The organism is Enterococcus devriesei, assembly GCF_001885905.1.
In the GTDB taxonomy this organism is placed as follows: domain Bacteria; phylum Bacillota; class Bacilli; order Lactobacillales; family Enterococcaceae; genus Enterococcus_A; species Enterococcus_A devriesei.
The window spans coordinates 1-10,905 of the sequence record NZ_JXKM01000023.1 but is presented as its reverse complement, the minus strand read 5'-3'; the positions used below and the strand labels follow the sequence as shown (position 1 = coordinate 10,905).

Here is a 10,905-nt window from a genome sequence, read left to right as displayed (position 1 = left end):
GCTAAAAAAGGACGTAAAATTGAATGGTTAGAGTTTACCTTTGATTCTGAGAAACGCATTCACAACAAGCGACAGCCACAAATGACTAATATAGGTAAGTCGCACCAATATATCAATCGTGAAAAAACACCTAAATGGTTAGACGAAAAGATATATAAACAATATCAAGAGTTGCATAATGAAGATGCAAAATTAAAACAAGATCGAGAGGCATTTCAACGTCATTTAGAAGAAAAATGGGAGGAATAATAATACATATATATTTTATTCTTATTTCCATTAATAATGGGATTTATCGTAGCAATAAAAAAGAAAAAACATGACTAAGGAGAGATAAAAAGTTATGAGTAGTAGATATAATATACATCCAGCATTATATATAGGCGGGTTTGCGGTATTTTTTAGTTTTATATTTGGATTTCCTGTAGGAACATTAATGGGACTAGCTATAGGAATAGGAATTAGTAAAAAAAATGAAAATTTGTAAAAGAGTTTACAGATATTAGTAGATTCTTTGATAGTGTTATCTTTATTATTTTATTTATTGGTTATATTCTAAAAGTAACTTTTAAAGGAGAGACATATGAATATTTCAAAAGGTTTTGTAAAGGCGATTTGGTTTATAATATGTATTATTTTAGTAATAATACTAGGGAGTAATTACAAATTGGTAGAAATGTTTTTAACGGTAACTTTAGGTATTATAGGTTTTATACTTATAGAAAATTTTTATAAAAAAAAGGACGGAGATTAATCTCCGTTCTTTTTATGCTCTTTGTATAGGTATTGTTTTACTAGAAACTTTTTTACCTGTTTTTTGGTTGTATACTTTTATTACGTAGTAGCCCATATTATATCCACTCATATCTCCACTTGGACCTGAAGCTTTCTTTTTTGGCACATAGTGGTATTTTTTTACAGTTAATGGCGCATAATTTTTATTTATTTGATCAATGCTACCTTTGAGTCCAAGTGCCGTTAGTAAAGCACTTCCTGCTTTACCAGCATAACCAGGAATACCTCCTATGCCAAGTGATAATATTGCATTGCTAATAGCTTCGTCTTTATCTTGCTTTTTCTGTTGTTTCACGCTTACATTTTTTGATTCAACACTTTCTAATTTGTATTTAGATTTAGCTGAAGCTTCTTTGTTAATTTGTGGAGTATGAATATTATTAGGTAAAGCTGCGCTTATAGGTGATAATAATACAGCACCTGCAAGTATTGTTATCACTTTCTTTTTCATTTTCATTTCCTCCTTTTATTGTATTTACAATCATTATTTTAAATTTCCTAAATTTGATTAAAACTGTAAATATTTATAAATTTATGTATAACAGTTCAATTTTTAAAATTAAGGTTATAAAAGATATAAGTAAATTAAATTAATAAAAGGTGGAATTTTTAATGGTGTTATCAAAGAATTTAAAGATACTAAGAATTAAAAAAGACGTTAGCCAAGAATTTTTATCTAAAGAAATTGGAGTTTCCATTCAAACGATAAACAAGTGGGAAAATGATAAATGTTTACCAGATGCTTATAATCTTTTGAAATTATCAGGTTATTATAATTTAAGTGTTGAAGAACTCATTAATAAAGAATTTGAATTAGTTTAACAAAAAAGCTTAGTCATATTAGACCAAGCTTTTAGACAGTGTTATATTAATAAAAAAATAAAAAATCATTAAGTAAGGTCGCTTAGTATAAATAGACCTATAGGTAACTTTAAAATGGAATTGTTGATAAATAGAGAAATTGGAATAAATATTTTAGGAGGAATAGAATGGTAAAAATAATTCCTGGATATGAGTTGGATTATTTTGATTGGTTAGTTAGACAAAGATTGATAAATTTTCCTGCAATGCCTGTAGAAGGTAAATGGAAACAAGAATCTTATGGATATAATGATATTATTTTTAATAATGAAATTGAATATCAAGAATTAGTTGTTGACACTGAAAAAAGTTATCCTGAATTTGATTTTTATAAATTTTCATTAGAAAGTATATCTCTTGTTAGTTTGGATGATTTTCATAAAAAACAAAGTACTGATTGAATATATATTAGTTTTTTGTTTAATAGTATATTACTTTAACTAACAGAGGAATATAGTGAATTTGATTGTTCCTTTTGCGCACTAACGTCTAACTTCTGTAAACGTTTCTAGTGCTATTCGTTATTAATTTTTATATCTGCCATGAATAGCATAGCCGATTATTACAATATGCTATTAGCATGTTATAACATTAAAAATCAGTTTAACAAAAAAGTTGATATTATTAGTGAAGTTCCAACTAGTTTTTATTGAAACTAAAGAATAGGTAGTATAATTATGCCGAGAAAATTTATTGTGCATTGAGAAGAACCCTTAATTAAACTATTTCGACGAATGTCGGTATAGCGTGAGCTATGAGACCGACGAGTCGACAGTTTAAGGGTTTATTAAGGGTTCCGAGGCTCAATGTCAATAAAGCAATTGGAATAATGTATTAAAGTTATATCACTTTTTGCTTTTTAAATAATAAAAACCAACCACAAATGTGGTTGGTTTCCTTTTTGTCTTTTGAATTTGTGAGGGGCAAATTGCCCCGAACTTTTTAATATCTTTTTATAATTTTTTTAAAACTTTTTTAGGAGTCATTTGAACCTTAGAGTGACAACGGATTCGAAATGCTAAAAGGGACGTTTTGTAATTTAAGTCACTTATATATTCAGAGAGGTGTTTTTTATGTCTGGTGAAACAGTAGTATATAGAAATGAATTTAGTCCCATTAAGATGTTTTACAAGTACTGAAGTAGATTTATTCTTTACATTATGCAATAAACTTAAAGAACAAGATACGAGAAAACTAATTATTCCTTTTGAAGAATTAAAATATTTAAGTAACTACTATACACGTTCTCAAGAACGTTTTATTAATGATTTAGAACACGTATATGATAAAATGTTGAATTTAACATATGTTGAACGTAATGGTAGATCTTTTGAAAAATTTGTTCTATTTACTTCATATAAAGTAGATTTAGACGAAGAATGTTTATCTATTAGTGTTAATTCTGATTTAAAACATATTTTAAATTCTATAACAGCTGATTTTACAAAATTTGAATTAAAAGAAATGACGCATCTTAAATCTACTTACGCTAAAAATATGTTTAGATTGCTTAAACAATATAAACATACTGGTTATTTAAAAATAAATATAGATGATTTTAAAAATCGCCTAGATATACCTAAAACTTATCAGATGAATGATATAACCAAACGTGTATTAAAGCCAATAATTAATGAACTTTCTTCAATTTTTAATAATCTTCACATTAATAAAATCAAAGCTAAAAAAGGACGTAAAATTAAATGGTTAGAATTTACCTTTGATGCTGAGAAACGCATTCACAATAAACGACAACCACAAATAGCAAATATAGGTAAGTCACGTCAATATATGAGTCGTGAAAAAACGCCAAAATGGTTAGAGGAACGAACGTATGGACAGCAACTCCAAAGCGATTTTGACCCCCAACTAGAAAAGGATAAAGAAGAGTTTTTAAAGCAGCTTAAATTGGACTGGAAAGAATAAATAACACAATAAAAATAGGATGTTTCTATATAGGAACATCCTATTTTTATTGTGTTATTTACGTAACTTATATACTTTGTAAAAAATAGGGCGTAGAGGTTTGATGAAATCTCCAATGTATTCTTCGACATGGGCGTTAAAACCTTTTTTAAATTGCTGTACACCATAATCTTCAGCATTTTCACTAAAATCTCCAGTAATACCATAAAAATTATATCTCGGTATATTATTATTTAATGCAAAATTTATCATATCCCATTGTAATCGATATGCTCCCATAAATTGGTTGTATTTAGGGTTAGATCCACTTGATAAATAATAAATCTCATCTTTATTCCAGATATAATATGCTGACGCTAAATGAAGTACGTCGCCGTCACTTTTGATTAAATTTTTAGTTTCTGTAATATGTTTTTGGTTACTTTTTAATTGTTTATTTAATTCTTGGTACTTATTTTTATTCTTTTTTGAATTTGGGTTATCTTTTAGCTTTGCTTTAATTTCTTCTAATTGTTCATTAAGCACTAACTCTTTGTTATTTAACTGGTTTAAGTATTTTTTTAAATCTATATACGCTAATTTCAAAGCTGAATTATTACTATAGATTTTTTGCATTTCTTCAAAATAATCTTTTTCTCTAAATTTAAAGCCATGCTTTTCTTCTGCCATTTGGAACAATTCAAAGAATTGGTCTGTCTGTGAAATGTCTAATGTTTTAACCTCTACGCCCATCTCGTATGTCTTTTTAATATTTCTTCTAGTTTGGTAATCCATTTCATTTAAAACTTGTTTTTCGTTTTTGCCTTCCAAATCTAAAACAGATAACCAGCGTATTTGGCTTGTATCAGAATATCCTATACTATGACCTTGATATTGGTAGCCTAAATGGTTGAGTTGATTTATTAAATTGGAATTATCGTATGACTTCAATATACGTCCATCTGCATCTCTATTACTTTCTAATATATAAGGATCAACTAAAACAAATAATCCTTTATGTCGTTTTAAATATCGAGTTAGCCCAGTAAAAAAGCATTCAACTAATTTTTCATTATTAAAATCTAATACTGGACCTCTGTGAGAATAAAAATATTTAAATATTTTTAAAACTTGTGCTTCAGATAGTAAACACGCTGCTATAACTTCTTCATTATCTTTAACGCCTACCAAATGGACATCTTTTTTATGCTTTTGTCTATAGTTATAATGCGCAATAGATTGCGTGTAATGTACAACATGTTTTTGTATAAATAATTGATATTCTTGTTCTGTTAATGTAACAAATTTCATTTTTCCACCTTTTTCATTTAAAATGTAAATCCTGGAGTTGGGCTCCAGGATTTAGGGTCTGAAGTTCTAATTAGTAAATATAATTGTATTGCGCAGCTTGTTTCTTAGTTAAAGTACGAGTGCCATAACCTAAACGTACATTGTAATTGTATTCTGAAATCTTTATACTTCCATTTTTATTTACTTTTTCAACAAAAGCGACATGGCCATAACCACCACCGCCTTTAGAAGTTTGAAGAATAGAGCCAGCTATTGGTTTTTTACCTGTAGCAAATCCAGCTCTTTTGGCTTCATTAAGCCAATTTTTTGCATCTGTAAAACTAGATGGAAGATATCTTTTTGTTTGATTTCTTTTATTATGTACGTACCACGTACAATTATTTTTCGTATGATAGTTTGGCTGTTGTTTTTTTATCGGCCGTGGATATTTATCGATTTCTGCTGCTTGAGCGATATGATTTTGATCAATTTTTGGACTATATTCCAACATATTAACGCCTGTTAGCGCTATCGAAGATAATAAAGTACACGTAATTAATTTTTTTAACATCAAAGAATTTTCCTCCTTGACTTCAGACCCCGTTTATAATATTATATTAAAAGTAAATAATATACAAATTTAATATTATTATGGAGGGGTACTCAAGTCTGGTTTAAGAGGCCAACACTTTGTGTTTGGTAGGAGCTTTTTGCTCGCGTTGGTTCAAATCCTTCTCCCTCCGTTTACAAAAAGTATATGAAAGAATATAATAGATTTAACAAATATTGCGTCATGAACGCACCAAACCCCAACCTACTGCCATAGGTTGGGGTTTTTAGGTGTTTGGCTATGTCGCCTATTTTTTACTGCGTTGTTCTAGCCAAAAGCGAAACAACACACCACAGCAATCTATAAAAATAGATACTATGATATAAACAAATATTGCAGTCATGCGTACGCACCTCCTCTCTACGTCAAATTGACGTCTGAGAGATAGACGACTTCCCAATTATAACAAAATGTCTCTAAACTTGTATGCAGGCATACAATATACATGCATACAGTATGCGTGCATACTGTATGCAACACTTAGACGCTTGAGAACTGAATAAAGATACAAAATTTGACTTGATGAAAATACATGAAAACGTGTCGTTAAAGGCATGTATAAAAAATGCATAACCAATAATCATAAGGAAAAGGCTTAAACGTTTATTTCACAGCGTTTAAGCCTTTTCTTTTAGTTAACATAATTAACTATTATAGGTAGTTAGTTTGTATAAATACTAAAAAACACAAACGTTGTTAAATTAATCTTTGTGTCCTTTAATATAAGTAATATAATAGTCACTTATTACGGTGAGAAAAACCATAGATAACTAAATATATAAGCATAATAAATATGAAATAAATAGCTCCTAAAAATAATGAAAAAATATCTGTGGTAAGAGGTTTAAAATAATTTGATGAATCGTAAATGTTCATAAATAAATGAACACATACCCAAGAAAGAAATATTCCAATGCATCTACCTATTACAATACTTATATTATTTTTAAAGCCGAATTTAAAAATGGATATACTCATTAATATAGCAACTATTATAAATGGAATGTAGCCTATTAATAAACCTGTTTGATAATCAGTAAATAATCCGATAAATTCTATTGGAACTAAAGATAAAATTAATATAATGATTTTTGACCATTTCATTTTAAAAGTTCTCTCCTCAATATAATTATTCTTTTAATATCATTTTATTTAATGTAATGTTTAATTGTAAATAAAATTAAGTAAAGGAGAATATGAAATAATGAAAAAATTAATATTTTTTGTACTTGCGTTCACATTAATTATTTCTTTTTCGTCAATTGGATTTTTTGAAACTGCGCATGCTGAAAACTCTAATGTTGTAGATTATCAAGATTTAAAGGAAAAAGGTGTTTTAGATAAGTCTGTTGATGAAGAACAATGGAATAAGTATTTAGAGGAAAGTAAGCAAGGCGAACAATCACTAGCCAATGATTCTGATGGAACAGGTTACAGATCTGCTTTTCATTTAAGAGCTGGAGATGTGTTGATTTCTAATAAAACTAGTTCTTGGGGTTTAACTGGACATGCTGCAATTGCTATAAGTAGTAAAAAGATTTTACATATTTATGGTTCAGGTCATCACCCTGCTGTACATAGTTTATCTTGGTTTAAAAAAAGATATTCTGGAAAAGGATCTTGGTTGAAAATATATCGTTCAAAAAATTCCAAAGCTGGACCTAAAGCTGCTGCTTGGGCTAAAAAAAATTATGTAGGAAAAAAATATAACTACGGAATTAATACGAAATTAAAATCCAAAAATCCTACTTACTGTTCTAAAATTGTTTATCAAGCTTATAAATACGGAGCTAGTAAAAAATCAATATATGATCCTGGCTCTCACATAATTTCTCCTTATGCATTACCTAATATTTCATCAAAAGCATATAAACTAAGAAAAGTTAAAACGTATTAAAACTCTTTTTTAGTCTTTTAAGTCGCCTTCTTTATTTTTAGGCGACTTTTTATGTTTAAATATTTTTCTCTATACATGTTGAAACTCATAAATGATGACTATCAAAGTGTTCTAGTAAACTATGAATTTAAAGAAAAGTGACATAATTAACAAAAAAGGGGGGGTTTATGTTATTAAAAAATAAGATTTATTTAACCAGTATTATTGTTATTTTTATAATTTGTTCAATTATAGGATTGAATGAAAATATTATTGGAAATCCTTTAGGGGAAAAAATATTTTATTTATTAAATTTTCTATTTTTTGTATTATTAATAATTGGTACAACAAAAAAGTAGGAGAGATTAAATGCTTTTAAGAGAAACTGAAGACTATGAAAAATATTATAAGATAGGCAATGTTGTTATGGGAACAGCTTTTATTTGTATTGTTATTTTTTCGCTTATGAAAAGCACTCCTTTATCTGATTTTTCTTTTTTAAAGTACATACACTTTGCTAGTGAGGTTTTATTGATAGCAGGGTTAATTATTAATAGTGTCCCTGATTTTTTAACTTGGAATATAAAGAACATCATTTTTGACCTTATTATCATTTCTTTTTTAATTGTATTTTTTATTTGGGTTTAATAATTATAGCAACCACCATTTTGGGTTGCTGCGGTTTTGATGGTTTTGAACTTAGTGGCTAGCAATTAGCCACTATTTTTTCGTTAGAAAAAATCCATAAGGGGCTTGGGGATAATCCCCAACAAGCTGGCGCGTCTGCCACGTTAGTGGCTAGCAAAGCCAATGCTTGCCAAACCACTTAACGACTTGATGAATCTTACTTTATCATATAAAGTAAGATGTAAGAAAGGCGTTATCTTTCGAAGAAAGCGTGGTGGGATGTATGAGCGAACAAAACACATTTGTGGCTAGCGACGAAACTGTTGGGCGAAACCGTAAACCCAACCGTAAGGCGCCGAAACAAATCAGTTTTCGTGTGAGCGAATCCGAATATTTAAAGTTACAACAATCAGCTGAAACTTTAAATATGAGTGTGCCTGCTTTCGTTAAGAAAAAGGCACAAGGCGCCCGATTGGTCGCACCCAAATTGGACAAAGCAACGCGACAATCGGTAGCGAAAGATTTGAGTATGTTGGGCGCAAATGCCAATCAGATTGCGAAATATTGCAACCAACATCAACATGAAGCACCGAACTACGAAGCATTAGAACGTAACATTAGTGAATTACGTGAAAGGTTAGATGAGATATGGAACATGATCCAAAAATAAAAATGATTGTAAGTGCCATTTTATTTATGATGTGTTTAATTATATTGTTTTATTTTCTTTTCTTTGATCCACAATTTCCGGTGATTTTGTGTTTTTCACTTTTAACTTTTATCACAGGTATTGATTTATATATATCATATAAAAAGAAAAAAGCGCGTGATAACAATGGCAACAACTAAATTAAGTGCGACCAAATCAACATCACGGGCGATTAATTACGCTGAAAAACGCGCTGTCGAAAAAAGTGGCTTAAATTGTGATGTAGACTATGCCAAATCGAGTTTTAAAGCTTCTCGTGAGTTATATGGTAAAACCGATGGGAATCAAGGGCATGTCATTATCCAATCGTTTAAACCTGGCGAAGTCACGCCCGAACAATGTAATCAATTAGGCTTAGCACTCGCTGAAAAGCTCGCACCCAATCATCAAGTGGCGGTCTATACGCATGCCGATACAGACCATGTACACAATCATATCGTGATCAATTCAATTGACCTCGAAACAGGTAAGAAATTTAACAATAATAAACAAGCGTTACGTAATGTCAGAAATTTCAATGATGAGGTTTGCATGGAACACGGTTTAAGCGTACCAAACAAAGACACAGCACGCTTACGCTACACCCAAACGGAAAAAGCGATTGCTGATCCTAATACGAAATCAACAGCCCAATATTCATGGAAAGATGAGATTAGAGAGGCGATAGACCAATCACAAGCCAACAATATGGATGAATTCAAAGACCATTTAAACCAACATGGTATTGAAATTGAACGTGTCACACCCAAAAGCATTACCTATCGACACTTAGCCGAAGATAAAAAGGTGCGTGGACGTAAACTCGGCGAAGATTACAATAAAGGAGGTATCGAAGATGGCTTTGAAAGACAAATACAACGCCAACAACAGACAGAACGAGCATCAGACACCGAATGCCAGCCAAAACGACCAACTTCAAACCGTGATGAAGCAACTGAACGAGATACAGGCGTCACTCAAGCAGATTGGGACCAATTCGCCCAAGACACAAATGAGCTTGAGCGTAGCCGACAAGCTGCAGAGTCAGCAAGACTTGCTGATGAAAAGGCTCGAAGAAATCGAGAAGAGAGAGCACGAGCAAAACAAGCGTCACGACGAATTATTAACAACGATCGAGAAAACGGCCTCGAACTTTAATCAAGCGACTGAAATCACACAAAAGCGTTTCATCAGTGTAGCGAAGCACTATATCGAACGCATTAATAATGATAATTTAAAACAAGATTTTCAAACGGCGATACAAGAAGAATTGGAAGATGTGAAAACAGACACGCATAAGGCAATTGAGCAGTTACAAACCAACCAAGCCGAACTGCGACAAGCGAATAACGATTATAAAGCAACCATGGATGAACGTATCAAGCACAACGACACAGCCATGAAACAATATGATCAAGCGTTTCATCGTTTAACCCAAGGCATGACAGCAATGTTTTTTATCGTTGCCTTAGTCATGATTGCTTTTTTAGCGCTCAGTCCGTTAGGTGACTGGTTAGGTGTGCAACATTTTTACGAATGGCTGAACTATGTTCTGAAAACAGGTCATTCAGTATGGCGTTATTTCATGCTTATTCTCTATCTTGTGCCTTATGTTTTATTTGGAGGGCTTATATATGCCATTTTAAGCGCGTATAAGCGTATTTAATATGAATGTTGGACCAAAACCACGTTTTGGATAATGGAAAAGCTGTATCAAGCTTAAAATAACTTAAAAATTAAAAGTAGGTACTATGGGAAGAGCGTTATTTTTAAGTGTTGTATTTTTAAATGATCTCTATTATTTGAAAAACGCTTTAGTGTCTATAGCTATAACTATATTTATCATGTGCATGATTGAAAAAAAGTGAAATAAAAAAAGACGGGCACGCCCGTCTCTAAGGAATTATCCAAATAATAGAGTTACTTCCATGTTTTGTTTGCAAAATATGGAAGTAAGTTATACTTATACATTAGCAAAAAATCAGCTATATATAAACTATCAAAACTCAAACTGTTATTTTACACTGTAATTATGCCGAGAAAATTTATTGAGCATTGAGAAGAACCCTTAATTAAACTATTTCGACGAATGTCGGTATAGCGTGAGCTATGAGACCGACGAGTCGACAGTTTAAGGGTTTATTAAGGGTTCCGAGGCTCAATGTCAATAAAGCAATTGGAATAATGTATTAAAGTTATATCACTTATTGCTTTTTTAAATAATAAAAAGCCACCACAAATGTGGTTGGTTTC

15 protein-coding genes and 1 tRNA gene are annotated in these 10,905 nt (G+C 30.8%); 12 read left to right on the top strand and 4 right to left on the bottom strand.

The features are described from left to right. From RV00_RS15495 to RV00_RS16505, 3 genes are all read left to right on the top strand, one after another. Positions 1-249 (top strand): hypothetical protein (locus tag RV00_RS15495; protein WP_478210314.1); only part of this gene is annotated, 249 nt, incomplete at its 5' end. A gap of 94 nt (positions 250-343) precedes the next feature. Beyond that, a complete protein-coding gene (locus RV00_RS16510) occupies positions 344-487 on the top strand; it encodes a hypothetical protein (RefSeq protein ID WP_169818963.1) in 144 nt (47 codons plus the stop codon). A gap of 96 nt (positions 488-583) precedes the next feature. Next, entirely contained in the window at positions 584-754 is a 171-nt protein-coding gene (locus tag RV00_RS16505; protein WP_169818962.1) for a hypothetical protein, read from the top strand. 12 nt (positions 755-766) lie between these two features. On the opposite strand, the gene RV00_RS15490 is transcribed toward RV00_RS16505, so the two are convergent. After that, on the bottom strand, positions 767-1,246 hold the full coding sequence (locus tag RV00_RS15490) for a hypothetical protein (protein ID WP_070005565.1): 480 nt from the start codon (positions 1,244-1,246) through the stop codon (positions 767-769). A 161-nt stretch (positions 1,247-1,407) separates the two neighbouring features. Here RV00_RS15490 and RV00_RS15485 point away from each other — a divergent pair, with 161 nt between their 5' ends. The 3 genes from RV00_RS15485 (at position 1,408) to RV00_RS15475 (ending at position 3,582) form a co-directional block, all read left to right on the top strand. Then, the gene (locus RV00_RS15485; RefSeq protein WP_084133319.1) at positions 1,408-1,617 is read left to right on the top strand and encodes a helix-turn-helix transcriptional regulator; all 210 of its coding nucleotides are present in this window, start codon (positions 1,408-1,410) and stop codon (positions 1,615-1,617) included. A 167-nt stretch (positions 1,618-1,784) separates the two neighbouring features. Further along, complete coding sequence (locus RV00_RS15480; protein ID WP_071863441.1) at positions 1,785-2,057, top strand: hypothetical protein; 273 nt, start codon at positions 1,785-1,787, stop codon at positions 2,055-2,057. Between the two features lie 700 nt (positions 2,058-2,757). Then, on the top strand, positions 2,758-3,582 hold the full coding sequence (locus RV00_RS15475) for a replication initiation protein (RefSeq protein ID WP_478210313.1): 825 nt from the start codon (positions 2,758-2,760) through the stop codon (positions 3,580-3,582). A 54-nt stretch (positions 3,583-3,636) separates the two neighbouring features. Here the strand turns inward: RV00_RS15475 and RV00_RS15470 are convergent, their stop codons facing one another. Continuing rightward, a complete protein-coding gene (locus tag RV00_RS15470; RefSeq protein ID WP_071863440.1) occupies positions 3,637-4,872 on the bottom strand; it encodes an aminoacyltransferase in 1,236 nt (411 codons plus the stop codon). A 70-nt stretch (positions 4,873-4,942) separates the two neighbouring features. Next, complete coding sequence (locus tag RV00_RS15465) at positions 4,943-5,422, bottom strand: CHAP domain-containing protein (RefSeq protein WP_020360136.1); 480 nt, start codon at positions 5,420-5,422, stop codon at positions 4,943-4,945. An 82-nt stretch (positions 5,423-5,504) separates the two neighbouring features. On the opposite strand from RV00_RS15465, the gene RV00_RS16500 reads away from it, so the two are divergent. After that, positions 5,505-5,594, top strand: a tRNA-Lys gene (locus RV00_RS16500). Positions 5,595-6,199: 605 nt separating this feature from the next. Here the strand turns inward: RV00_RS16500 and RV00_RS15460 are convergent. After that, positions 6,200-6,565, bottom strand: a complete 366-nt coding sequence (locus RV00_RS15460; protein WP_071863439.1) for a hypothetical protein — start codon at positions 6,563-6,565, stop codon at positions 6,200-6,202. Positions 6,566-6,665: 100 nt separating this feature from the next. Here RV00_RS15460 and RV00_RS15455 point away from each other — a divergent pair, with 100 nt between their 5' ends. The 5 genes from RV00_RS15455 (at position 6,666) to RV00_RS16760 (ending at position 10,318) form a co-directional block, all read left to right on the top strand. Next, on the top strand, positions 6,666-7,358 hold the full coding sequence (locus tag RV00_RS15455) for a YiiX/YebB-like N1pC/P60 family cysteine hydrolase (RefSeq protein WP_071863438.1): 693 nt from the start codon (positions 6,666-6,668) through the stop codon (positions 7,356-7,358). A 348-nt stretch (positions 7,359-7,706) separates the two neighbouring features. After that, on the top strand, positions 7,707-7,985 hold the full coding sequence (locus RV00_RS15450) for a hypothetical protein (RefSeq protein ID WP_071863437.1): 279 nt from the start codon (positions 7,707-7,709) through the stop codon (positions 7,983-7,985). Positions 7,986-8,247: 262 nt separating this feature from the next. Next, the gene (locus RV00_RS15445) at positions 8,248-8,634 is read left to right on the top strand and encodes a plasmid mobilization protein (RefSeq protein WP_053023391.1); all 387 of its coding nucleotides are present in this window, start codon (positions 8,248-8,250) and stop codon (positions 8,632-8,634) included. Between the two features lie 165 nt (positions 8,635-8,799). Next, positions 8,800-9,810, top strand: coding sequence for a relaxase/mobilization nuclease domain-containing protein (locus tag RV00_RS16600; RefSeq protein ID WP_071863436.1), 1,011 nt, complete (start codon positions 8,800-8,802; stop codon positions 9,808-9,810). Beyond that, a complete protein-coding gene (locus tag RV00_RS16760) occupies positions 9,713-10,318 on the top strand; it encodes a mobilization protein (RefSeq protein WP_254107894.1) in 606 nt (201 codons plus the stop codon). The genes RV00_RS16600 and RV00_RS16760 overlap by 98 nt, the downstream gene beginning before the upstream one ends. Positions 10,319-10,905 lie beyond the last annotated feature (587 nt).

Coding starts and splice junctions, on each gene's coding strand:
- RV00_RS15470 (WP_071863440.1), bottom strand. CDS start 4,872: ATGAAATTTGTTACATTAACAGAACAAGAATATCAATTATTTATACAA.
- RV00_RS16505 (WP_169818962.1), top strand. CDS start 584: ATGAATATTTCAAAAGGTTTTGTAAAGGCGATTTGGTTTATAATATGT.
- RV00_RS15475 (WP_478210313.1), top strand. CDS start 2,758: ATGAATTTAGTCCCATTAAGATGTTTTACAAGTACTGAAGTAGATTTA.
- RV00_RS16760 (WP_254107894.1), top strand. CDS start 9,713: ATGAAAAGGCTCGAAGAAATCGAGAAGAGAGAGCACGAGCAAAACAAG.
- RV00_RS15450 (WP_071863437.1), top strand. CDS start 7,707: ATGCTTTTAAGAGAAACTGAAGACTATGAAAAATATTATAAGATAGGC.
- RV00_RS15480 (WP_071863441.1), top strand. CDS start 1,785: ATGGTAAAAATAATTCCTGGATATGAGTTGGATTATTTTGATTGGTTA.
- RV00_RS15465 (WP_020360136.1), bottom strand. CDS start 5,422: ATGTTAAAAAAATTAATTACGTGTACTTTATTATCTTCGATAGCGCTA.
- RV00_RS15485 (WP_084133319.1), top strand. CDS start 1,408: ATGGTGTTATCAAAGAATTTAAAGATACTAAGAATTAAAAAAGACGTT.
- RV00_RS16600 (WP_071863436.1), top strand. CDS start 8,800: ATGGCAACAACTAAATTAAGTGCGACCAAATCAACATCACGGGCGATT.
- RV00_RS15455 (WP_071863438.1), top strand. CDS start 6,666: ATGAAAAAATTAATATTTTTTGTACTTGCGTTCACATTAATTATTTCT.
- RV00_RS16510 (WP_169818963.1), top strand. CDS start 344: ATGAGTAGTAGATATAATATACATCCAGCATTATATATAGGCGGGTTT.
- RV00_RS15460 (WP_071863439.1), bottom strand. CDS start 6,565: ATGAAATGGTCAAAAATCATTATATTAATTTTATCTTTAGTTCCAATA.
- RV00_RS15490 (WP_070005565.1), bottom strand. CDS start 1,246: ATGAAAAAGAAAGTGATAACAATACTTGCAGGTGCTGTATTATTATCA.
- RV00_RS15445 (WP_053023391.1), top strand. CDS start 8,248: ATGAGCGAACAAAACACATTTGTGGCTAGCGACGAAACTGTTGGGCGA.